General features: G+C 48.3%; 10 protein-coding genes and 3 rRNA genes (1 of these 13 running past the window's edge). 1 reads left to right on the forward strand and 12 read right to left on the reverse strand.

Features of this window, described 5'->3' with window-relative positions; all coding sequences use genetic code 11:
- The 4 genes from ACEN8J_RS11040 to ACEN8J_RS11055 form a co-directional block, all read right to left on the reverse strand.
- Nucleotides 1-8065, reverse strand: the beginning of a protein-coding gene (locus tag ACEN8J_RS11040; protein ID WP_495594496.1) for a non-ribosomal peptide synthase/polyketide synthase. 34265 nt of this gene lie to the left of the window's left edge; the window shows 8065 of its 42330 coding nt (coding positions 1-8065); the start codon lies at nt 8063-8065; the stop codon falls past the left edge of the window.
- Between the two features lie 50 nt (nt 8066-8115).
- Complete coding sequence (locus tag ACEN8J_RS11045; protein WP_495594497.1) at nt 8116-9981, reverse strand: ABC transporter ATP-binding protein; 1866 nt, start codon at nt 9979-9981, stop codon at nt 8116-8118.
- Entirely contained in the window at nt 9956-11851 is a 1896-nt protein-coding gene (locus tag ACEN8J_RS11050) for an ABC transporter ATP-binding protein (RefSeq protein ID WP_495594498.1), read from the reverse strand. The genes ACEN8J_RS11045 and ACEN8J_RS11050 overlap by 26 nt, the downstream gene beginning before the upstream one ends.
- Before the next feature lie 215 nt (nt 11852-12066).
- On the reverse strand, nt 12067-12891 hold the full coding sequence (locus tag ACEN8J_RS11055) for a thioesterase II family protein (protein WP_495594499.1): 825 nt from the start codon (nt 12889-12891) through the stop codon (nt 12067-12069).
- Nucleotides 12892-13955: 1064 nt separating this feature from the next.
- On the opposite strand from ACEN8J_RS11055, the gene ACEN8J_RS11060 reads away from it, so the two are divergent.
- Nucleotides 13956-15316, forward strand: a protein-coding gene (locus ACEN8J_RS11060; protein WP_495594500.1) for an IS1182 family transposase whose coding sequence is annotated in 2 segments (ribosomal slippage) — nt 13956-14523 and nt 14523-15316 — 1362 coding nt in all. Because the reading frame shifts where the segments join, the coding sequence is not laid out codon by codon here.
- Between the two features lie 122 nt (nt 15317-15438).
- Here ACEN8J_RS11060 and rrf read toward each other — a convergent pair.
- The 8 genes from rrf to ACEN8J_RS11100 all read right to left on the reverse strand — a co-directional run bounded on the left by rrf (nt 15439) and on the right by ACEN8J_RS11100 (nt 26238).
- Nucleotides 15439-15555: ribosomal RNA gene (gene rrf, locus ACEN8J_RS11065) — 5S ribosomal RNA — on the reverse strand.
- A gap of 150 nt (nt 15556-15705) precedes the next feature.
- Nucleotides 15706-18634, reverse strand: a 23S ribosomal RNA gene (locus ACEN8J_RS11070).
- 402 nt (nt 18635-19036) lie between these two features.
- Nucleotides 19037-20592 (reverse strand): 16S ribosomal RNA (locus ACEN8J_RS11075).
- Together the 16S, 23S and 5S rRNA genes form the textbook arrangement of a ribosomal RNA operon.
- Before the next feature lie 922 nt (nt 20593-21514).
- Entirely contained in the window at nt 21515-22492 is a 978-nt protein-coding gene (gene glpX / locus ACEN8J_RS11080; protein WP_165150815.1) for a class II fructose-bisphosphatase, read from the reverse strand.
- 147 nt (nt 22493-22639) lie between these two features.
- A complete protein-coding gene (locus ACEN8J_RS11085) occupies nt 22640-23443 on the reverse strand; it encodes a pyruvate, water dikinase regulatory protein (RefSeq protein WP_165150816.1) in 804 nt (267 codons plus the stop codon).
- Between the two features lie 13 nt (nt 23444-23456).
- Nucleotides 23457-24128, reverse strand: a complete 672-nt coding sequence (locus ACEN8J_RS11090) for a helix-turn-helix transcriptional regulator (RefSeq protein WP_185156381.1) — start codon at nt 24126-24128, stop codon at nt 23457-23459.
- Nucleotides 24129-24310: 182 nt separating this feature from the next.
- Entirely contained in the window at nt 24311-25522 is a 1212-nt protein-coding gene (locus tag ACEN8J_RS11095; protein ID WP_029518436.1) for an ABC transporter permease, read from the reverse strand.
- Nucleotides 25519-26238: an ABC transporter ATP-binding protein gene (locus tag ACEN8J_RS11100; protein WP_029518437.1), complete on the reverse strand. Its 720-nt coding sequence runs from the start codon at nt 26236-26238 to the stop codon at nt 25519-25521. The genes ACEN8J_RS11095 and ACEN8J_RS11100 overlap by 4 nt, the downstream gene beginning before the upstream one ends.
- Nucleotide 26239: the final 1 nt, after the last annotated feature.

Consider the following 26239-nt stretch of genomic DNA (forward strand, 5'->3'; position numbering starts at 1 on the left):
GCTGCTGCTCGAAGAACCATCGCTGAATGGGTGTCAGATCTACCTTGCCTACTGCTTCTTCCTGACTGGCCATCTTACCATCTGTACGAAGCAAAGGACTGAGCGCCGCTACCGTCGGATTGCTGAAGAGATCCTTCATGTTCAATCGATAGCCTGCTTGCAGCAAGCGGGACGATACTTGCAGTGCTTTGATCGAATCGCCGCCCAGTTCAAAGAAGTTATCCTGCGTGCCTACCGCTTCCACGCCGAGTACTCCGGCCCACACTGCAGCCAGTACTTGCTCTGCCGTAGTACGTGGTGCCACATAGGCTGCACCCGTATGGATGCTTCCCTCCGGTTCCGGCAAGGCCTTGCGATCGATTTTGCCGTTGCTGGTCAGCGGAATCGTCTCCAGTCGCATCAAGCGTGCTGGCACCATATGCGCTGGTAACCCGGATTCCAGTTCTGCTTGTACTTCCTCGATCCGCAGCTCAGCTTCTCCCGTGATGTACCCGCACAAGTACTTGTGTCCACGCTCATCCGTCCGGTCGATGACTACGGCTTGACGCACACCCGGTACCCGCTGGATCGCCGTTTCAATCTCGCCCAGCTCAATCCGGTAGCCCCGGATTTTGACCTGGTAGTCCATCCGACCGATAAAGTCCACATTGCCGTCTGGCATCCACCGCGCCAGGTCACCTGTGCGGTACAATCGTTCACCGGCTACATACGGATTCGCCACGAATTTCTCGGCCGTCAGGTCTGGGCGGTTCAGGTATCCACGTGCCACTCCAGCACCGCCAATGCACAGCTCGCCCAGTACGCCGATCGGCACCGGATTCAGCTGGCTGTCCACGATGTAGAAGCGTGCGTTCAGCCATGCCTGACCAATCGGCACACTGCCGCTACTTGGCAGCTTTGACAGTTCTTCGTCGTAGAAGCTGGAGTCAATCGCCGCTTCCGTGACGCCATAGCTGTTCATAATGCGAATATCTGCGCCAAACCGTTCTTGCAGCACCCGATAATCCGTCACGCTGCAGCTATCCGAGCTGGTGATCAGCAGTTCCAGACTGCTCATGTCAAGGCCCTGTTCATGCACATGCTGCATAAACGGTACGATTAAAGCCGGTGTGGATTCGAACACCGTAATCTGATAATCGTGAATCCAGCCATACAGACGGCTTGGATCAATGCGGTCGTCTTTCGGGCAGATGACCATCGTGCCACCGTTATAGAGCGCCCGCGCGATATCGCCGACGAACACGTCGAAGGAGAAGCTTGCCAGTTGCAGCAGCCGTACCGGGAACTGGTTCAAACGGTAATCCCGTCGGTATGCCACAGCTGTGTTTACCAAACTGTGATGCTCGATCATGACACCCTTCGGACGTCCCGTTGTACCGGAGGTGTAGATCACATATGCCAGATCCTGCGGCTCGTTGATATGTTCCACATCCGTGGCATCTCCGGTGTACAACGACTCATCGTCCAGCGCCAATACAGTACGCAGACGCAGCCCTGTTGCCGGTTCGGATGCTTCTTCGTTGTCAGAACTCGAATCTAATTTAAAACTTACGCCTTCACTCAGGCTGCCTCTTTCCATCGTTTCAGCGCCAGCCGCTATTTCCAACTCGCCCTCAGACTGCCCACCGGCCAAGACCTGTCGGCTCTCCTCCAGCCATGCTTGCGCGCGTTCCTGCAAACCTGTTTGCGTAAGCAGCACCGTAGCGCCGCTGTCCTCGAGCATAAAGCGGATACGTTCTGAAGGATAATCTGCATCCAGTGGCACGTATGCACCGCCGGCCTTCCACACCGCCAGTACGCCGACCATCATGTCCACCGATCGCTCGCTCAAAATACCAACAATGGATTCACGCCCAATGCCTTCCTTTCGCAATCTACGAGCAAGTTGATTCCCACGCTCGTTCAGCTCGCGGTACGTAAGCTGCCGCTCCTCGTATACCACTGCCACATGATCCGGCACAAGCTGCGCTTGTTCTTCCACATAGACGTGGAACAACCCTTCTGATTGCTTTTCATCACTCCATGCAGCTACGCCCACGGATCCAAAACCATCGATGATTTTTGCTTTTTCCGCAGCAGTCACCAGCTCAAGTTCATCTACCAGCGCATCTGGTCTGTTAATCGCTTCTTCAATCATATGCAGCAAATGCTCGCGGATTTGCTCTACAGCCGTGCGTTCCAATACTTGCGCGTTGTACTCCAAATGGACATGAATTTCATCGCCCGGCACAACCGTAATGTTGAAATCATAGTTCGTTTGCTCCGACACGGAAGCATTTGCAATCGTAAAGCCATTCGTGCCACGACTGCCCATTTGCTCCATGCGCTGTTCCACCGGGTAGTTTTCAAACACCATAATATGGTTCACCAGGTCCTGTTTCTGCTCTGTTAGGGCCTGAATTTCATACAACGGATAGGTTTCATAGGCACGGGAAGCCAGTGCCTGCTCCTGTATCTGCTTCATTAACGCAGCAAACGTCATATCTTTCTCACTGTGAACTCGTACAGGAACCGTATTAATGAACAAACCAATCATTTTATCGATGCCCGGAATATCCGCTGATCTGCCGGATACGACACTGCCAAATACAACATCCCGACTGTTGTTATACCGTTGCAGCACAACGCCCCACGCTGCTTGCAGCAGTGTATTAACCGTTACTTGCTTCTGCTTAACCAGCTTGTTCATCCGTTCCGTCACTTCGTGGCCCAGTGTAAACGAAAGCTTGTCCGCTTCATATTCTTTAGCGTGACTGTCCAGCTGTTTTACCTGCGGTAATACGGTCTGCTGCTCAAAGCCAGCAAAATAATCACTCCAGAACCGTTCAGCCTCCACGTTGTCCTGCCGATCCAGCCATTCAATGTATTCGCTGTATGGTGTTACCGGAGCGAGCTCCGGCTTGCGGTCTTCGAGGATGGCAAAGTACGTATTAAATGCTTCCCCTACAACAAGGAACAAGCACCAACCGTCCATCAAAATATGATGGAAGCTCCACACAAAACGATACGACTCCTCGCCTGTACGTAAAATAGACACCCGCATCAGCTCGCCTGAGCTGAAATGAAAGCCTTCGGCTTTGTCGCGTTCAGCAAAATCAGCAATGTATGCGTCCTGCTCACCTTGTTCCATCGAACGTACATCTTCAAAACGGAACCCGGCGTGCTTGTGACGGTACACCACCTGTAAAGGCTGCTCATTCCATCCGCTATAAAAATTCGTTCTGAATATTTGATGGCGATCCACCAGCTGATTTAGGCTTTCGGCAAAAGCCTCCACTTGAAAGCTGCCTTGCAGATCAAATGTCGCCTGCTCAAAGTACGCCCCGGATTGCGGCTCCATTAAGCCGTGGAACAGAATGCCTTTTTGCATGGGTGTGAGCGAATAAATGTTTTCCAGTTCTCCCGCATTAGCCGTCTGCTCTACAATATGATCCAGCTCTCCAGCCGTCAGTCCTTGGAAGGACAAGTCGCTTGGTGTCAGCTCCGGCAACTCTTTACCCACACAGTGAGCCAATACCTCACGTAAGCCCTCCTGCAACAGATCAGCCAGCTTTTTGATTGATTTTTTCATAAACATTTTGTTGCTGTAGCTGATCGTCAGTTCCAGTGCACCGTCCGTGATCATGCCGTTGATATCCAGAGCATACCGCTTGGTCAACGTGTCACTCATGGAAGCTCCGATGGAATAAGGAGACATGCGGAAGGCATTATTCTTTAAATCCTGATCGAATTGTCCGAGATAGTTAAAGCTGATTTCTGGCTCGGCAACAAAAGCTGCTTCTCCTTCACCGCTAGCAAGATATCTCAAAATCCCGTATCCAATCCCTTTATGCGGCAAACGGCGCAGCCCTTCTTTGACGTTCTTGACACGCCGTCCTACATTCCGATCCTCGCCCATATTGAGTACAACCGGGAATTGACTGGTAAACCAACCGACTGTGCGCGTAATATCCATATCCGGCAAAATGGCTTCCCGTCCATGACCCTCCAGATTTACAAGCACCTGACGGATGCCCGCCCACTCCTGAATTGCAGTGCCCAGAGCTGTCAGTAAGAGGTCGTTCGCTTCCGTATTGTAGGCCCGATGAGCTTGTTTCAAGAATTGTTCTGTTTCTTCTACCGTCCACGCTACGGTCAGCGTTCGATCATCGCGAAGCTGTGGCTTGGCCTGAGATTTACGAGTGTAATCCTTAGGCAAGGATGCCTGGCTTTTCCCTGCTTCCTCAATTTGCTCCCAATACGCACGCTCCTTCTCCAATGCTGTGCTGTTCGCATAAACTGACAGCTGATTAGCCCAAAGGCGGAAGGAATCCGTTTTATTCGGCAAACGGACAGACTCGCCCCGTAAAGCCTGTTCATAGCCGGTTGCCAAATCCTCCAACAAAATACGCCAAGACACACCGTCAACCACCAAATGATGGATTGCTACCAACAAATGGTCTCCATCGTTGCAACGGAACAGACCCAGCTTTACCAGCGGTCCTTCATCTAGACGGATGCTGCTTTGGATTTCGTTGGCTTTGTTCTCCAGCAAATGAGCAAAGTCAGACTCCCTTGTGTAATCCACCACTTCGAGGCTATACAGCTCTCCTTCTTGCACGCCTCGGTTCCATGCTTCATACCCACCGTCTGCATTCTGGCGGAATACGATGCGCAAAGCATCATGATGCTCGACAATGCTTTGCAGTGCCTGACGAAGCGCCGTTTCGTCCAGTCGATCCTCACGATGCAGCATCAGAGCCTGGTTATAGTGCTCAGGATTGGATGGCTGCTGTTCAATGAACCAGTGTTGAATCGGTGTCAATGCCACGGTTCCACTAACTTCTCCTTGATCGGAAACGCGGGTCACCCGCTGCACCCGTCCATTCAGCTCAGCAATCGTCGGATACTGGAACAACTCCCTCATTTCCAGCTTGTAACCATTTTGCAGCAGTCTTGAAGACACTTGGATGGCCTTGATCGAGTCGCCGCCCAAATGGAAAAAGTTATCCAGAACACCAATCTGTTCGATTCCCAGTACAGATTGCCATACCGATACCAATGTCCGCTCTACCTCATTACGGGCTGCTACATAATCCTCGCCGGAATCCACGCTTCCCTCCGGTTGCGGCAACGCCCGACGATCCACTTTGCCATTTGGTGTTAACGGCAATTGATCCATCTGCACAAAATACGACGGCACCATATAACCCGGCAATTCTTGGCTCAAGGTGCTTCGCAACTCACTAGCCGCGATATCCACAAGGGTGACTACATATGCGCAGAGTTGTTTCTGTCCCTGCTCATCCTCACGTGCAATGACGACAGCTTCTTGTACCGCATCTAGCTTCAAGAGCTGCGCTTCCACCTCGCCCAGCTCAATCCGGTAGCCCCGGATTTTCACCTGTGCGTCGATCCGTCCTTTGTATTCCAGCGTTCCATCCTCATTCCAGCGAACCAAATCGCCTGTACGGTAGCAGCGCTCTCCGCTACGGAACGGACTATCTACGAATTTTTCAGCCGTTAAATCAGGACGGTTCCGGTAGCCACGTGCCACCCCGTCGCCGCCGACGATCAGCTCACCCCATGCTCCAACAGGCTGAAGCTGCATGGAACGGTCTACGACATACGCTGTGGAGTTGTGGATCGGACGCCCAATCGGCACCGCTTCTGATTGCACTCCAGCAATCGCATGAGTTGTAGAAAAAGTTGTATTTTCCGTCGGACCATAGCCGTTAATAATCCGCAGGGACGGATGAGCCTCCAGTACCCGGTTAATATGCGGTACGGACAGCACATCACCACCGACCAGCAGTTCTTCTACCCCCTCGAACAGCTCCAAGTCCTGCTGAGATAGCTGGTTAAAGAGCGGCGCAGTCAGCCACATTGTCGTGATACCATGGTTGCGCACGGCTTCCTTGAGCTTGGGAGCGTCCAAAATAACATCCTGACTCACCAGCACGAGCTGTCCACCATTCAATAGCGCACCCCAAATTTCGAAGGTGGACGCGTCAAAGACAACGGCGCCAGTTTGCAAAATGCGCGTGTCAGCACCCAGTTGCGCATAGTTTGTATGCTTTACCAAACGCACGACATTGCGATGTTCTACCATAACTCCTTTGGGCTGTCCCGTCGTGCCCGAAGTGTACATCAAATAAGCTAGTCGGTTTCCAAATTTACGTTCTTGTGTCCCAGCAGTGCTGTCTACGACAGACGAGGACGATTCCTTTAAAATCTCATTTTTCGGATTTGTATAATCGGCATAATCCACATGATAAGCCTCGTTTTGCTCCCCATGTACGGTATTCAAGCATTGGTCATCCTCTGCCGCGTACACCTTAGCATCGCTTAGATCCAGCACGATTCCGGTGTATTCCTCCGGTTGCTGTTCTGCACGCTGCACCAGCAACAACTTCGCTCCCGAATCTTCCAACAGGTAACGTACACGTTCAGCGGGATAATCAGGGTCAATGGGTACATATGCACCGCCCGCTTTGAGAATCGCCAACATGCCGACGATCATATCCGTGGAACGCTCAGCAACGATACCTACAGTTTGCTCGGCGGTAACACCGTGTCCGCGCAACGTGTGAGCCAGTTGATTTGCTTTTACATTCAGTTCGCCATAAGTTAAACGGGCATTTCCAAACACAACTGCTGTCTGATTCGGTGTATGTTCAGCCTGTTCCTCAAACAACTCATGAATGCCTGCTTCGTGTGGATATTCCACCGCTGTAGCATTGAATACGTCGACGATTTGCGCCCGTTCTTCCTCACTGATCAGCGACAATTCCTGTATCCGCTTGTGTGGGCCCTGCACCATATGCTCCGCCACACTCAAAAATTGCCGAATAATTCGAGCAATTTCCTGTTCACTAAACAGCTCGGTACGATAATCCAGATACAGCACGAGTCTATCATCATCCAGCATTTCAACCATGTGAATATCGAAGTCGTTCACCGTATCTCCGCAGAAATCGTTATCCACCTGCTGAATCGCTTCATCAAACCGGGAGAAACTCAAGGTGCGGTACTGAATGGAAGCACCAAACAGACGCTGAATGTCCAGGCTGCTTTGCTGTTCACGCAAATCCTGAATAATTTTGTTGTACGGGTAACGCTGATGCCGCAAAATGGACGCCTGCTCCTTCCCTACACCTTGCAGAAAGGTCAGCAGTTCGGATTCTGGTTCGACCAACAGACGCGTAGCCACGGTGCTGACGAACATACCGATGGTATCCTTTTCCTTCTTAGACGTACGGTTGGCATAGAGTGTCCCCACGGTTAAGTCCTGCTCCCCCGTCACTTTATGCAAATAAATATACAGAGCCGCCAGGAAGAACGTGAAAATACTAATTTTATGCTCTTCGCAAAAAGCCGTAACACCACGATACAACTCATGTTCCAGTATAAAGCTCTCCCGGCGTGCAGCTGTACTCAGTGTCAGCGGGTTATATGATTTCAAACCTGTAGTCTCAGGCAAATCGGCAAACTTTTCCGTCCAGTACGTTTTGTCCTTTTGATAACGGTCTGATTGCTCATAACTTTGCTCTACCTGGATAAAATCCAGATAGGGATTGCCTTTGGTCGGCGCATCTTGGCCTGTACCATGCACAATATCCATATAATGTCCTGTGATTTCATTAATGGCCTGATTCATGGACACGCCGTCTGAAATAATATGATGCATTTTAAAATTAAACCAGGTTTCTTCTGTTCCGAGCTGCAAGATAACAAATCGGTACAGCTGCGAATCCAACAATGAGAACGGCTGTGGATTATGACGCTTTAACCATACATTCGCTTCTTCCGGGGTAACTTGGATCGTTTCTATACTTTCTGCCGTAAATGGCTCTACATATTGATATGGAATCCCATCCTGAGCAGTAATTTTGATACGAAAAGAATCATTTTGGGCAATTACCCGATTCATTGCTTGCTGCAAGGCATCTATGCGAACAGTTCCCCTGATCTTTACAGTAGCAATAATTGTTGAAGTGTTCCGATGAGGATACAAAAGCTCCGTATACCAAATACGTTGCTGTGGCTGGCTTAAGGAAAACAATTGAACATCTTGCTGTGTCATCCGTCTCTCTCCTCACAAAATAGATATTTGGTAAAAAGGAAATCGCATATTCATGCGGTTTGTTCCTCGGGATGCTTTCGAAATTGAAGCTCATACAGCTCTGCATAATGGCCGCCCTCGGCAAGGAGCTGATCATGGGTACCTTGCTCTTTCAGTTCGCCATCGGCAAGGACACAGATCGTATCCGCCCGTTCAATCGTAGACAATCGATGGGCAATAACTAATGTCGTACGATCCTTCATCAACTCATTTAAGCCCTGCTGGACTTCATATTCCGATTCTGCATCCAAAGCCGAGGTCGCTTCATCCAATAGCAAAATCGGTGCATTTTTGAGCAAAGCACGGGCAATTGCAATCCGCTGTCTTTGACCGCCGGACAAATTGGCTCCGCGTTCACCGACAATCGTGTCGTACCCCTCTGGCAACTCGGCTATGAAGCCGCTGGCATAGGCTGTTTTGGCTGCAGCCTCCACTTCCTCATCCGTGGCAGTCGGTGAGCCAAAACGGATATTATCCGCTACTGTACCGTGGAACAGCGTAGCCTCCTGTGGTACATAGGCCATCAAATCCCTGACCTCATCCAACGGAAATTCTTCTGCCAAACGACCACGAACCCGCAGCACACCTTCATCCGGTGGGTAAAATCCCAGCAACAACTTCATGACTGTGCTTTTGCCACCACCACTCGGACCGACAAGTGCAGTGACCTGCCCTTCCGGCACGACCAAGTTTAACCTTTGCAGCGTTGGATGGTCAGGCTGATAGCCAAAGGTGATGTCGTGCAGCTCCAGCGCAGCCGGAGTCTGTTCAATGGCGTGGTCTGAACCTAAGGTTTCAACATCGCCATAGAATTCCCCAGATTCACGGGCTGATAAAGCTGCCGTCTCGGGATCGCTAAGCCTAGTCAGCGGTCCCTTCTTTTTAGCCGCGGGGAACTGTTCCTCTTCCTTCGACTCATCCAGAATTTCGCGGATACGCGCCAAGCCTGCCAAGGAGTTTTGTAACAGTGTTACAGCCGCCCCTAGCTCCAAAAATACCGTTGAAATACCGGTTTGCAGTTGTACAATCTGTCCCAATACTCCCAGTTCCATTTGCTTCTGCGATACCAGAATCAATCCGGCGACAAGCACACCGCCCAGCGTAATGAACTCTATGACAAAATTGCACATATCCTGCAAGCCCATATGACGTCCCTGCCGGATGCTGATGCGATTGATGTCCTCGCTTGCATCGTTACATAGTCCACCTACCTTTGTCCTCAACCCAAACAACTTCACCGTCTGCAAACCGGAAAGCAAATCACTCAATCGTTCCGTGAACCTGCTCATCCGTCCCTGTAACTCTTCACTCGTCTTTCGCATTTTCTTCGCGAAATGAGCATTTATCCAGGCTGAAGCCAGTCCAAGTACAACCGCCATAATCCCAAATCGCCAATCCAAAGCCATCAAAATGACCAACGAGCCCAAGAAAAGCGAAATTTCCAGTATAATCGAGCGAATATGAACGGTGTAAGCCTGCTCTAGCGCCTGTACATCGTTCGTCATACGGGATACAAGATCACCCGAATGGTGTTTTTCGGCTTTTTCGTACGATAGCTTGACAATGTGGCCAAATAGTTTCATTCGTACATCAGCAATCGCCAGCTTTACACACCGTTTATACATATAGCTGCACAGGGGGGAGATAAGACTTAATGCCAAAAATGTACCACTGACCAAATAGACCGCTCGGTATAGCTCCTGTACATTGCCATTAACCGCGAAATTCAGCAAATAATGCACCACAAAAGAAAGTAAAATCGTGATGCTGGCATTGGTCAGACTATTGCCAACCAGCCCGGTAAAATACCATTTTCGGTGCGGCTTCATCAGGGACATCAACTGCTTAAATTCATAAAACCCCTGCTTGAAGGTCACGACGCTCACCCCTTTCCTCAGGCAACGAATTACCGTTTTCCGCCGTATGCTGTTCTTCTTCAAAATTTTTCAAATACAGCTTTCGGTACACACCATCACGACCCAGTAATTCCTCATGAGAACCCGATTCCACAATGCTCCCCTGATCGAGTACAATAATGCGATTCGCCTGACGTACGGTTGACAGTCGATGAGCAATGACCAGTACCGTCCGGTTTTGCATTACCGCATTCATCGCATTCTGCACCTGAGCCTCCGACTGACTATCGAGTGCTGAAGTCGGCTCGTCCAATAAAAGCAGCGGAGCATTTTTCAGTAATGCTCTTGCTATGGAAATACGCTGTTTTTGACCGCCAGACAATCCGCCTCCCCGCTCGCTCAACAGGGTTTCATAGCCCTCGGGAAGTTGAACAATAAAATCATGCGCATGTGCCGCTTTCGCCGCCTCGACAATTTCTTCTCGAGTCGCCTCCAAACGTCCATATCCGATATTTTCTGCAATGGTGGCCGGAAAAAGCGACGGCTCCTGAGATACCATCGAAATATGACTGCGCAGGCTTGTTAAATTCCAATCTGTCAAACTCTTTCCAAATAGTTGAATGGTTCCAGCATGCTCTCCAGGTTCATTAAATCCGCAAAGCAGCTTGAAAATCGTGCTTTTACCCCCACCGCTGGCACCGACAATCGCGACCATATCCCCTTGCCCTGCCTGGAAGCTGATATCCTTCAGCACTGTGTTCCCTTCATCGTAGCCAAAGGTCAAATGCTCAAAGCTGACTACAGCAACACTATCAACGTCATCATCACTTTCTGCTCCGCCTTCACTCATTCGGTTGGCTTCCCCATCTGCATCGTCTTTCAAATGAGGCGCCCTATTCTCTCGCTTCTGATCTACCAAGGTCATTTCGCCGTCCTGACGTTCATTCTGCCAATCCAGCACCTCAAACAAATGCTTTGCGGCTCCACCCGCTTCCTTCATTTGCGAAATGATCGTCGGCAGCATGGCAATCGGCTGCAATATGAACGAAATCAGGTATAAAAAAAGTACAATGCCTCCAGCATTCAACTCTCCATGTTGTATCAGGTATCCTCCGTATACAATGACCAAAATAATCGGTGTTGCTAGCATCATCACACCTACCGGAGTAATGGCTGCATAGCGCTTTTCTAGCCGTAAGCCGCGCTTGACGACCTCCTCCATAATCACCATATACTTCTTCAACAGCACAGCTTGCATATTGAATGCCTTGACGATAGGGATTCCTCCGATTGCATCTTGCCCCACAGCGTTCAAATGAGCAATTTTCTCCTGAAGATCCGCGGAGTATTTTTCAATTGGCTTGCTCATTAGTGATGTTATGATCATTCCTATTGGCATGAGCGCAAGACTTGTCAATATCAGTTTCCAGCTTGTCAGTAAAAGCAATATGAGTGATGCCGTAAACACGAGCGGTAAATAGAACAGATTGGCAAACTGCTGGATAAAAAAGTTCTGTAATACTGCCGTATTATTGGTTAGACGGGATACCAAATCTCCGGTAAATTTCCTTTCCACGCTGGAAACCGGTAAATCGCAAAACTTATGTACGAGATCGCCTCTCAAGTCGCGCAGAGCACTAACACTAAATCGCGCTGAAGCGTACCTCATCACAAACTTACAGGGCATTCCAATTAGCGTCATACCAACAACCAGATAGATCATGTTCTGGGTAGAGGAGAATGTCCCCTGTGCCATTTGCTCAATGGCCTTACCCAAAATAATGTCAATAGCTGCCAAACACAAGGAGGTGATCACCGTTATGAAAACCCATAGATTATACGGCCTTACATAACGTGCGAGTCTCCGAAAAGCAGAATTTAATCGAAACAAGGGCATCCCTCTTTTCGCTGCCCACACTTTTTCAGTGCGAACTTTTTATATTGGCTGTGGACGTCGTTGAGATAAACTCTGGGTTTGGATGCATGAGTATCCGTACAGAATAAAATGCGATTTTGAACTATGCTGGAATTTGCATCTTGGTGTGGGTTGGTTGTTGATTGTTGCTGAGATGGTAATAACGAAGTGTATCGTGATGTGTGGGACATTTAACTCTGTCTGAATCGTGGTTGTAGGGTGCTTGTGTTGTAAGCTGTATGAGCTCCCGCCGCGTGGGCCATCGGCGAGGATGTAGAAAGAATGTTCTCGACTGTGCTCATAACCTCTTGTTCTTGTTCATGGATGAAAAAGTGATTACCTTCGAACATTCGAACATCCATAGGTGATGTCGTATGCTGTTGCCAGGCATGCAGTGAATCTGTGCTAACCTCAAAATCCTTCATTCCGCCTAAAACAGTCATCGGACATATCAATGGATTTCCCGGCTGATAAACATAAGTTTCACATACCTTAAAATCTGCACGCAGACGAGGCATAATAATTTGCATCAATTCTGCATTTTGCAGCACCTCTTCAGGTGTTCCCTGCATCAAACGAAGCTCTTCGGTGAAAGAATCGTCTGCTAAATCATGGAGTCGTTTTTTGGAATATGGAATATGTGGTGCGGATTTACCGGATATGATGATATGCTCAGGTAGCTTTCCAGTTTTGCTGTACAATTGCCGTGCTGTTTCAAATGCAATCAGTGCCCCCATACTGTGTCCAAAAAAAGCGAACGGCTTATGTATGTATGGAGCCATAGCTGGAACCAACGATTGAACGATGTCTTGAAGAGTATCCAATGGAGCTTCTGTTGAGCGGCTTTCACGTCCTGGAAGTTGTATAGGCAACACGCTAATGTCAGGCGCAAACCTGGACTTCCAAGAGTTAAATATATAAGCACCACCACCGGCGTAGGGAAAGCAAAATAGTTGGAGCTTCGTAGTCGGTTGGACCTCTGTTTTCGCGAACCAAGATTGTGATCGAGTTGTCATAAGAATTCCTCCATCCTCTATGCAGTTCATAATTTTACAGTAAATCCTTATATCTCTTTTTTTCTTCCAACACTTTCTAACTGTTTTTAAATATACAAACTTTAAAACCACTTGGCATGGGACAAAAGGGCTAAATTGATAGAGCTCATAAAAATAAAATAAAATCCATATTATGTTATTTGTTTCCAAACTTCAAAAGCAACAATTTCACTTTTTGTATGAGTTATCTGTCAATCATGATCTGTTAATTTAGTTTAAAACAAGATTTCAGGTTTTCACGAATTTTGTAAAACTGAACTCATTTTGATTTACATTGAGGTCCCAACCCCTTATCCTACAACAATTTTATCTTTACTTGCCATTAACATAAATGTAACAAATTCAACCTGATATCATCCGACAAATTCCGACTTTTTCCGCAGCTCTCTTCAATCACCTAAATATTGGATTGGATTTGTATCAAGCTCACATAAGACAAAATTAATAACTCTTTATTTTTGTAATAAATATTGTTATTCCATAGTCATAAAGGACCATTTTTTTCATATTTTTTTCTGACTCTTCGTCTAAAAAATCCAGTTCGAATTGAATTTTTCTCTCCTAAATCTATGAATTTTCTTTTCAAACTCTAATAAAAACGTTTCTATCTCGCTTCAAAAGTACCTATTCTCTAGAAATTTATAGCCTTACTTTTAATCTTTCACCCTCTCAAAAAACAGTAGCGGCAAACAGCAAGGCTCCCCGTTGTTGGAGACTTGCTGCTTTATAAATTTCATTATGTTTGACTTCACTATCGGTCGATATGCAGAGTGTTGTAAGCTTTATTGTAGTTATCCCCCAATCTTATTAATTTAGTGGAATGGAGTATATGTATGGGTTCATGTATATATAATTTCCAAAATGCGAAAGCCTTATGGTATACAAAAAGAGCACAGCCCATTAAGGCTGTGCTCTCAGGCTGTCGAGAAAGTCTCGACAGCCTATTTTATGTTAATTTTGTTTAAGACGACACCGCGTTAATGTTGTATAATATAGGTAACTATTGTAGAACGGATGGTGTTGATATGCTACGCTCCAACCGCGAAAAACAACAATCCTACGAATTTGTTTCCATCGAAGATCTGGTTCCTCAAGATCACTTGCTCCGCAAAGTAGATAAGTATATCGATTTTTCGTTTATCGATGATAAAGTTCGACCACTGTATTGTGCAGACAACGGGCGTCCTGCCATTGATCCTACCGTATTGTTTAAAATGATCTTTCTCGGTTATTTCTATGGCATTCGCTCAGAACGGCAACTCGAGCGAGAAATTCAGACGAACCTAGCTTATCGTTGGTTTCTGGGGTTGGGCTTAACGGATAAAGTTCCGGACCATACGACGATTAGCTGGAATCGTCGCACTCGCTTTAAAGACATCACGATCTTTCAAGATATCTTCGATGAAATTGTGCTGCAGGCGATCTCTCACCGAATGGTGGGTGGGCGTGTTCTCGTCACCGATTCCACACACGTCAAAGCCAATGCTAACAGGCACCAGTACACCAAAGAACATGTGTTGCAAAATACTAAAGACTATATGGACGAGCTGAACGAAGCGGTGAAGGATGACCGGAGAAACCACGGAAAAAAGCCTTAAAATCCCGAGAGGAAGTGAATGAAGAAAAAGAAATTAAAGTGAGCAAAACAGACCCGGACAGCGGCTATATGATCCGTGATGGCAAGCCCGAAGGCTTCTTCTATCTGGACCACCGCACGGTGGATATGAAGTACAATCTGATTACGGACGTGCATGTGACACCAGGGAATGTACATGATTCTGTCCCCTATTTGTCCCGTTTGGATCGCCAAAGAGAACGTTTTGGTTTTCAAGTAGAAGCTGTTGCACTAGATTCAGGTTATTTAACAACGCCGATTTGCCGAGGTTTGCAGAACCGAAAGATTTTTGCCGTGATTGCTCACCGAAGATTCCATCCCAGACAAGGACTGTTTCCGAAATGGAAGTTTGAATACGATGCCAAACGCAATGCGTATAGATGCCCAGCCCAACAGGAACTGCCCTACCGAACGACGGACCGTAAGGGATACCGGCAGTATGCCTCTGACCCAGCTCAGTGCCAGCATTGCCCACTGCTAAGTCAGTGTACCCAGTCTCGAAACCACCGCAAAGTGGTGACTCGGCATGTCTGGGAAGACAGCAAAGAGTGGGTACGGAGCAACCGGCTGAGCCCATCTGGTAAAAAGCTGTACCGCAAACGAAAAGAGACGATTGAGCGAAGCTTCGCGGATGCCAAAGAGCTCCATGGGTTTCGCTATTGCCGTTTGCGCGGTCTTCCAAACGTCAGGGAACAAGCCCTTATGACGGCAGCCGTGCAGAACATGAAGAAGATGGCGATCCACCTAGATCGCCTGGAGAAACAGGGGTAACCCCCCTGCTTCTCCAGAGACCAGAGCATTATGATGTAAAAAAGAAACCCACGTCTCAAAATGACGGGGTTTCTCGACAATCTGAGAGCACAGCCCATTAAGGCTGTGCTCTCTTTTATCGTGCTTGGCGACGTCCTACTCTCCCAGGACCCTGCGGTCCAAGTACCATCGGCGCTGGAGGGCTTAACGGTCGTGTTCGGGATGGGTACGTGTGGAACCCCTCCGCTATCGCCACCAAACATGAATTTGCTATGCAAATTCTACCGTATTGAAACTCGGTTCATCACAGCTGTGTGAATGAATTTCAATGCGTATTTCGTATGTATTTCTACATACCTTCAAGGTTACACCCTGAAAACTGGATCCGAAACTCATTTGCGTTTTATTCTTAGGATAAGCCCTCGACCGATTAGTATTGGTCAGCTCCATGCATTACTGCACTTCCACCCCCAACCTATCCACCTCGTCGTCTTCAAGGGGTCTTACTAATTGGGAAATCTCATCTTGAGGGGGGCTTCACGCTTAGATGCTTTCAGCGCTTATCCCTTCCGTACATAGCTACCCAGCGGTGCTCCTGGCGGAACAACTGGTACACCAGCGGTACGTCCATCCCGGTCCTCTCGTACTAAGGACAGCTCCTCTCAAATTTCCTACGCCCACGACAGATAGGGACCGAACTGTCTCACGACGTTCTGAACCCAGCTCGCGTACCGCTTTAATGGGCGAACAGCCCAACCCTTGGGACCTACTTCAGCCCCAGGATGCGATGAGCCGACATCGAGGTGCCAAACCTCCCCGTCGATGTGGACTCTTGGGGGAGATAAGCCTGTTATCCCCAGGGTAGCTTTTATCCGTTGAGCGATGGCCCTTCCATGCGGTACCACCGGATCACTAAGCCCGACTTTCGTCCCTGCTCGACTTGTAGGTCTCGCAGTCAAGCTCCCTTCTGCCTTTGCACTCTTCGAATGATTTCCAACCATTCTGAGGGAACCTTGGGGCGCCTCCGTTACTCTTTAGGAGGCGACCGCCCCAGTCAAACTGCCCACCTGACACTGTCCTCGCACCGGTTCACGGTACCAAGTTAGAACCTAGATACGATCAGGGTGGTATCCCAAGGATGCCTCCCTTCAAGCTGGCGCTCAAAGTTCGACGGCTCCCACCTATCCTGTACAGATCGTACCCAAATTCAATATCAAGCTGCAGTAAAGCTCCATGGGGTCTTTCCGTCTTGTCGCGGGTAACCTGCATCTTCACAGGTATTAAAATTTCACCGGATCTCTCGTTGAGACAGCGCCCAAGTCGTTACGCCATTCGTGCGGGTCAGAATTTACCTGACAAGGAATTTCGCTACCTTAGGACCGTTATAGTTACGGCCGCCGTTTACTGGGGCTTCGGTTCATAGCTTCGCTCTTGCGAGCTTACCACTCCCCTTAACCTTCCAGCACCGGGCAGGCGTCAGCCCGTATACTTCGCCTTGCGGCTTCGCACAGACCTGTGTTTTTGCTAAACAGTCGCTTGGGCCTTTTCACTGCGGCCCCCTCGGGCTATTCACCCTACCGAGGCACCCCTTCTCCCGAAGTTACGGGGTCATTTTGCCGAGTTCCTTAACGAGAGTTCTTCCGCGCGCCTTAGAATTCTCTTCTCGCCTACCTGTGTCGGTTTGCGGTACGGGCACCTTCTCCTGGCTAGAGGCTTTTCTTGGCAGTCTGAGATCATGACCTTCGCTACTATAATTTTCGCTCCCCATCACAGCCCAGCCTTAACGATGTGCGGATTTGCCTACACACCAGCCTCACTGCTTAGACGGACATCCATCCGTCCGCGTCACTACCCTACTGCGTCACCCCATCGCTCATAGCGGATTACGGTGGTACAGGAATTTCGACCTGTTGTCCTTCGACTACGCCTATCGGCCTCGCCTTAGGTCCCGACTTACCCTGAGCGGACGAACCTTCCTCAGGAACCCTTAGGCTTTCGGCGGATCTGATTCTCACAGATCTTTTCGTTACTCATACCGGCATTCTCACTTGAATGCAGTCCAGCGCTCCTTACGGTACACCTTCAACCCGCATTCAACGCTCCCCTACCCCTGATGCAAAGCATCAAGCCATAGCTTCGGTGGTGTGTTTAGCCCCGTTACATTTTCGGCGCAGAGTCACTCGACCAGTGAGCTATTACGCACTCTTTCAATGGTGGCTGCTTCTAAGCCAACATCCTGGTTGTCTGTGCAACTCCACATCCTTTCCCACTTAACACACACTTGGGGACCTTAGCTGATGGTCTGGGCTGTTTCCCTTTCGACAATGGATCTTAGCACTCACTGTCTGACTCCCGGAACTAAATCTATGGCATTCGGAGTTTGACTGAGCTTGGTAACCCTTGCGGGCCCCGCACCCAATCAGTGCTCTACCTCCACGATTCTTCTTTCCGAGGCTAGCCCTAAAGCTATTTCGGGGAGAACCAGCTATCTCCGGGTTCGATTGGAATTTCTCCGCTACCCCCACCTCATCCCCGCATTTTTCAACATGCGTGGGTTCGGGCCTCCAGTGCGTGTTACCGCACCTTCACCCTGGACAGGGGTAGATCACCCGGTTTCGGGTCTACGTCCACGTACTCATTCGCCCTATTCAGACTCGCTTTCGCTGCGGCTTCAGCTCTTCACCTTAACCTTGCACGGGAACGTAACTCGCCGGTTCATTCTACAAAAGGCACGCCATCACCCCTATATCGGGCTCTGACTTCTTGTAAGCACACGGTTTCAGGATCTATTTCACTCCCCTTCCGGGGTGCTTTTCACCTTTCCCTCACGGTACTGCTTCACTATCGGTCGCCAGGGAGTATTTAGCCTTGGCAGATGGTCCTGCCGGATTCATACGGGGTTTCACGTGCCCCGCACTACTCGGGATCCGTCTCGGAGGGAACAAGTTTTGAACTACAGGGCTTTTACCTTCTCTGGCGGGCCTTTCCAGACCTCTTCATCTAACCGGTTCCTTTGTAACTCCATGTGAGACGTCCCACAACCCCAAGGAGCAAGCTCCTTGGTTTGGGCTAATCCGCGTTCGCTCGCCGCTACTGACGGAATCACTATTGTTTTCTCTTCCTCAGGGTACTTAGATGTTTCAGTTCCCCTGGTCTGCCTCTCACTCACCTATGAATTCAGTGAGTAGTGACTGTCGATGAAGACAGCCGGGTTTCCCCATTCGGACATCCCCGGATCAAAGCTTGCTTACAGCTCCCCGAGGCCTTATCGTTGTTCGCCACGTCCTTCGTCGGCTCCTGGCGCCTAGGCATCCTCCGTGTGCTCTTTGTAGCTTAACCTAGACTTTTCTTTGATAAAAGAAAATGTCGATGTTCGATAAAGAATGATTTTTGCCAAAGGCAAAAGATCTTTCCTTACCTGCTACCTTTATTTCACTTGTTTACACAAGATCAGCTTAAAGGAATATTCTAAAACGCAATTTCGTTTCGGTATCCAGTTTTCAAGGTGCAATTCGCTTCATCGAAGCGAAACCCGATGAATATTTCGGTTCCACACGGATGTGTGAATGAAGTATTCGTCGAAGCTTGAGAGTTTGAACTCTCAAAACTGAGCAACGAGTGAGTAAGTTTAGGATATTCATTTTATTCACACGAATGTGATGAACCGAATTGAATATCCGGTCGCAGGTACATGTACCTGCTAATTTGAATGTTTCCATCGCAGGAAACGATTCTCCATAGAAAGGAGGTGATCCAGCCGCACCTTCCGATACGGCTACCTTGTTACGACTTCACCCCAATCATCTACCCCACCTTCGGCGGCTGGCTCCCTTGCGGGTTACCCCACCGACTTCGGGTGTTGTAAACTCTCGTGGTGTGACGGGCGGTGTGTACAAGACCCGGGAACGTATTCACCGCGGCATGCTGATCCGCGATTACTAGCAATTCCGACTTCATGTAGGCGAGTTGCAGCCTACAATCCGAACTGAGACCGGCTTTTCTAGGATTGGCTCCACCTCGCGGCTTCGCTTCCCGTTGTACCGGCCATTGTAGTACGTGTGTAGCCCAGGTCATAAGGGGCATGATGATTTGACGTCATCCCCACCTTCCTCCGGTTTGTCACCGGCAGTCTGCTTAGAGTGCCCAGCTTGACCTGCTGGCAACTAAGCATAAGGGTTGCGCTCGTTGCGGGACTTAACCCAACATCTCACGACACGAGCTGACGACAACCATGCACCACCTGTCTCCTCTGTCCCGAAGGAAAGCCATATCTCTACAGCGGTCAGAGGGATGTCAAGACCTGGTAAGGTTCTTCGCGTTGCTTCGAATTAAACCACATACTCCACTGCTTGTGCGGGTCCCCGTCAATTCCTTTGAGTTTCAGTCTTGCGACCGTACTCCCCAGGCGGAATGCTTAATGTGTTAACTTCGGCACCAAGGGTATCGAAACCCCTAACACCTAGCATTCATCGTTTACGGCGTGGACTACCAGGGTATCTAATCCTGTTTGCTCCCCACGCTTTCGCGCCTCAGCGTCAGTTACAGCCCAGAGAGTCGCCTTCGCCACTGGTGTTCCTCCACATCTCTACGCATTTCACCGCTACACGTGGAATTCCACTCTCCTCTTCTGCACTCAAGCTCCCCAGTTTCCAGTGCGACCCGAAGTTGAGCCTCGGGATTAAACACCAGACTTAAAGAGCCGCCTGCGCGCGCTTTACGCCCAATAATTCCGGACAACGCTTGCCCCCTACGTATTACCGCGGCTGCTGGCACGTAGTTAGCCGGGGCTTTCTTCTCAGGTACCGTCACTCTTGTAGCAGTTACTCTACAAGACGTTCTTCCCTGGCAACAGAGCTTTACGATCCGAAAACCTTCATCACTCACGCGGCGTTGCTCCGTCAGGCTTTCGCCCATTGCGGAAGATTCCCTACTGCTGCCTCCCGTAGGAGTCTGGGCCGTGTCTCAGTCCCAGTGTGGCCGATCACCCTCTCAGGTCGGCTACGCATCGTCGCCTTGGTAGGCCTTTACCCCACCAACTAGCTAATGCGCCGCAGGCCCATCCACAAGTGACAGATTGCTCCGTCTTTCCTCCTTCGCCCATGCAGGAAAAGGATATATCGGGTATTAGCTACCGTTTCCTGTAGTTATCCCTGTCTTGTGGGCAGGTTGCCTACGTGTTACTCACCCGTCCGCCGCTAGGTTGTTTAGAAGCAAGCTTCTAAGTAACCCCGCTCGACTTGCATGTATTAGGCACGCCGCCAGCGTTCGTCCTGAGCCAGGATCAAACTCTCCATTAAAGACCAACCTAAGTTGGTTATAGAAAGAGCGATAAGCTCATTTTGAAACTGACGAGATAAAAATATCTCTTGTTTGCTTCCATTTTATACAGCCTGGAAGGCATGTACCAAAATTTCAGCGTTGGATTTTGTGAACAAAATCCGTACTCACTCGTTGTTCAGTTTTCAAAGATCAAATTATCATTCGGCTTCGTTTGAGCCAGAACAATAATATAACATTTTCAACTAATTCAATCAACCTGTAAATAATTCCAGGCGAGTCATCCACCCCATATTATTGAATAATCATTTTCGGGCTAGACTAACAATATATCAATTTAAAGCAATTAAGTCTATCTGTAAAAGTTCCCAGCTTGTTCAAACTTATTAAAAATCTTTGATCTTGTTTTATTGGCTGGACTAGTAATTTAACACGTATACCAAATTAATTCTACTTGCAATTAATTCCTTTTGATAGATAACTATAGATATTAGACCAAAGTAATTCATAATCCCAATAGACAGAAGTATTACTTAAATGTGTTATTCTAATTTTACATAAGGATTTGCTTTTCCAAATTAGTTCTCGGATGATTTCGAAGGCTGATCTATTCTAGCAGAGAAATTTATCAAACTTTTAGGGCCAAGGTACTTCATACCTTAAACAATAATCAGATAGACGTATATTGTTGGATATACATTTAGTAGATCATTTAGAGGGTTAAGAAATTACGAAGTAGACTAAAGAGAGATGCATGACAAAGATAATTATGTTTACGTCACTCAATAAAAGTGAGGTATACTCGATTCTTATTCCATGGAGTTGATAACTTCATCTGTTCTATGACAGTTAGATTGACCCTAAAATATGAAAAACAGCGGTATCCTTGGATAAGTCCTAGATACCGCTGTTTTATTGAACTATAAGCCATGACTTCAATGTTCAAGAAGATGCCGCTACCGCAAGCGTACCGGAAGAATCAGCTGTATGATGGATACTCCGCACGAAGCGAATCGTTTTTGTATCCGAGTGCATTACGACTGAATGAGTTTCCGCTCTGTGGCCGGGAAGAGAACGAACCCCCTGCAACCACTCTCCAGGTGTTACACCTGTAGCCACAAACATCACGCCTTGCCGTCCGACCATATCATCCATAGATAGCAACGCGCCAGGATCAGTAATGCCCATACGTTTGCAACGCTCAATCTCTTCTTCACCATGAGGCAACAAACGGCCCTGTATTTCTCCGCCCATGCATTTCAGCGCTGCAGCGGCCAATACACCCTCAGGAGCGCCACCAGAACCGATATGCAAGTCTACACCGCTATCCAGGCATGTTTCAATCGCGCCCATCACATCCCCATGGCCTAGCAATTTGATACGAACTCCGCTTTCCCGCAGAAGCTTGATAATCCCGGCGTGCCGTGTACGATCCAGAATGGACACGGTAAGATCAGACAAGGATTTACCGAGTGCTCGTGCAGCTTTTGACAATGTGGTCGGGATTGGGTCCTCAAGTGACAGCTTTCCAGCCAGCGCCGGGCCAACGGCCATTTTTTGCATGTACATATCCGGAGCGTGGAGTAGACTACCACGAGGTGCAGCAGCAATGACCGACAGAGCGTTATTCAAACCATTTGCCACCGTTTCGGTTCCTTCCAGTGGATCGACAGCGATGTCCATAGCCGGTCCTCTGCGATTGCCTACTCTTTCCCCGATATACAGCATGGGAGCCTCATCCATTTCGCCTTCGCCAATGACGACCGTGCCGTCCATGGATACCGCATTAAAATGAGTGCGGATGGCTACCGTAGCCGCCTCGTCTGCGCTATTCTTATCTCCACGCCCTGTCCATTGTGCTGATTGCAGTGCCGCTGCCTCTGTTACCCGAACGAATTCCAATGCCATTTGACTCTCCATACCTATCCCTCCACCTCTCCTAAAATAATTATTACCCTTAAGCAAATGAATATATTTAGGGCAGCTTTGCTGCAATCTTTCTATTTATCTATTAAACTCCTGTATCCTACGTTTTTAATTTTTAGTTATATGAGCAGCTACTAGGCTCTATAACATTCTGATAATTAAACCTGCCGTCTCTTCAATCGCCTTATCTGTAACATCAATAACCGGACAATTCAGCTCTTTAAACAAAGACTGCGCATACGCTATTTCCTCTTCCACTCTCGTCGCTGTAGCATACTGCACATTATTAGGAAGCCCCATAACCTTTAGTCGCTCACTGCGTATTTTCAACAGTAACTCTGGCTCGATCGTTAATCCGAACACTCGACCATGCTGAACATCCTTTAACTGAACAGGCGGTGTCAGCTCCGGTACAACCGGTATGTTGACCGTTTTATAACCTTTATGCGCGAGAAACATGGATAAAGGGGTTTTGGAAATACGGGATACTCCAAGCAATACAATATCCGCTTTGAGAATGGCGCTCACATCTTTGCCATCATCGTATTGAACCGCAAAATCCAAGGCCTCTACACGCCGAAAATAGTTGTCGTCCAGTCGGTGCAGCAGACCAGGCTTCTCTTTGGGATCGTTATGGAACGTATCGGCAAACGCCTGCATCATTGGTCCCATAATGTCGACAGCCCGCACATTCAGCCGGACAGCCTCTTCTTTCATCGCCTCTCTCAATTCCGGCTGTACCAGCGTATAAGCTACAAAGCCTCTACGCTCGGCAACTTCCTCCATCACCCGGCTCAGTTCGTCTTCATCCCTCACGTTCATAAATCTTTTGATCTCTGTGTCCGGTAACTCAAACTGGCGCATGGTCGCCTGTACGACAGCTTCTGCCGTCTCGCCAATCGAGTCTGAACAGATCGCTATAAAATGACTGCTCGCCTGAACCATTCGATTCCTCCCATTAATCCTCTGCTACCATATCGAGCAACATTTTAATAATATTTGTTTTTGTAATACGTCCCACGACTTTCCAGTGCTCTCCTTGCTTGTCGGAGTCGGAAGGGACGACGACAGGCAGACTGTCGATTTGACGGGCAATAATTTTGCGCGCTGCCTCTAATACCGTATCCTCTGGGGAAACGGTGACAACATTCGCCTGTCGGGTCATCACTAGGCTGACAGGAATGGTTGCTGCATTGGGATTCCCTAACGTTACCTTAAGTAAATCCTTGCGGGAAGCTACCCCTGCCAAATCTCCGTCTTCATCGGTAACGATCAAATTGCTCACATTTTCCAAAAAGAGAGCTACAACAGCTTCCTGAATCGTTGTTGTTTCACGTACGATGACTGGAACCCCGTGAAGATCGCCCACCTTCATTTGCAATAGCCGGAATTTTTCCTCCCGGTTCGGCGTGCCCCGCTTTCCAACAAAATATCCGACCTTGGGCTTTGCATCTATGTAATTCAGAATACCCAATTTGGATAGGTCGGTCCGAATGGTCGCCTTACTGAGATTAAGCATTTCCGCAATCTGATCCCCGGTAATTGGGGCATGCTTTTGTACGATGTTTAAAATTTCTACTTGTCTTGCCGTAAGGTCGATGATGAACGTCCCTCCTTTTTTTCTTGCGATCTAATATTGAATATAATACGTCATATATAACAATAAATCAACCTTAAAAAGCATATAAAACATCACATATATAAAATTAAAGTGGTTATTCATGTCTTTTTATCATTTAAAACACTTATTCAACACAAAAAAACGGGCACTTTACACCCTGCTCTTTCGAGTAAGGCGAAGTACCCGCTCTCTTATTCGTATCTTAAAGCATCAATTGGACGCAGCTTAGACGCCTTCCGCGCCGGATATACTCCGAACAACACTCCGACTGCCATACAGCACAGAAAAGAGTAAAGCACGGGCTCTATCGAATACACAATCGGCATTTGGACGAATTTCTCAAGCAGTTTTGCACCTCCGAGACCCACCATTACGCCAACTAGTCCACCCATCAGACTGAGAAAAACAGCCTCAGCCACAAACTGCAGCATAATATCACTACGTTGCGCACCAATCGCTTTACGAATCCCGATCTCCCTCGTACGTTCCGTGACGGACACCAGCATAATATTCATAATGCCGACACCTCCAACGCCAAGCGCAATTGCAGCTACACCGGCCAGCAGCATATTCATAATCCGATCAACCCCGGACACTGTTTTTAAGATTTCCGTCTGGGTCATGATCTGAAAGTCATCGCCCTCTGATGGCTTTAGCTCATGTCTGACACGAAGCACCTGCCGAATTTCTGCACTTGCCTGATCAATCTTCTCCTCTGATGTTGCAGAGGCGTTCACCTGCTGAATACTCATATTGCCTAGCCGTTCCATCCCCGTTGTAATCGGTACATATACCTGCTGACCGCTGTTACTCATATTGGAATTGGAATTTGCCAGCACACCGACCACCTTAAAAGGAAGCTGTTTGATCATGATCGTCTCACCGACCGCTCTGGAGGCATCCGGACCAAAAATATTACGGGCCGCATCACTCCCAAGCACGGCCACATTCATTTGTTTATCCACTTCATAGTGGGTAAACGACCTGCCTTGAGCTAGTGACAGCTTTCTCACATGAACGAATGCCAGTGAAGTCCCCTCAATTTGTCCGCTGACCTTATTGCGACTCCACGTAATATCTGCATTGGTCATAGCACTTGGTGCTACCTCTGCTACTGCTTTTTGCTGCTCTAGCGCATCGATATCTTTTAGAGATATTCCTTTCGTCTGATTGAACGACATGGAACTAGAGCCATCATATGGAGCATAAGGATAGATCATCAGCAGATTATTTCCCATACTGTTGATCTGAGATGTAATCGTAGCCGTTGATCCTTTACCGATGGCTACAATCATAATCACAGCGGCCACTCCGATAATAATGCCCACCATGGTCAGCAAAGATCGCAGCATATTGGTTCGCAAACTGTTGAGTGATACACGGATAATTTCCTTAAACTTCATGCCTTCACTTCCTCTGCCGCCATTCTTCGTTTCCCAACAGGCTGATCCTCTTCAATCCGCCCATCTCGAAAATGAATCAGACGCTTGGCGTATTCCGCAACCTCTTGATCATGAGTAACCAATACAACCGTTTTCCCCTGATCATTCAGACGCTGAAAAATCCCCATTATTTCAACACTTGTTTTGGAGTCCAATGCGCCTGTAGGTTCATCCGCCAAGAGAATGACCGGATTGTTCACAAGTGCGCGGGCAATGGATACCCGCTGCTGCTGACCGCCTGACAATTCGTTCGGCCTATTGTTCATCCGATCGCCTAGACCTACGCTAGTGAGGGCTTCCATTGCCCGCAAACGACGCTCCTTGACAGGAATACCTGCATAAATCATAGGCAGTTCCACATTCTCCAGAGCCGTTGATCGCGGGAGCAAATGAAATTTTTGAAATACAAATCCGATTTTCTGATTACGTATAATAGCCAGTTCATCCTCACGGGCATCTAAGATCGAATAGCCGTCCAAATAAAATTGTCCTGACGTAGGTAAATCCAGACAGCCGATAACATTCATCATCGTGGACTTGCCTGATCCAGACGGTCCCATAATCGCAACAAAATCACCGTCAGCAATATCAAGTTGAACCTCACGCAGAGCATGAATTTCCTGATCTCCGACATGGTACACTTTTTTCAAATCCTCAATCTGAATGACGTATCTCATA

The sequence above is a fragment of the Paenibacillus sp. Paensp38 genome, from assembly GCF_059491915.1.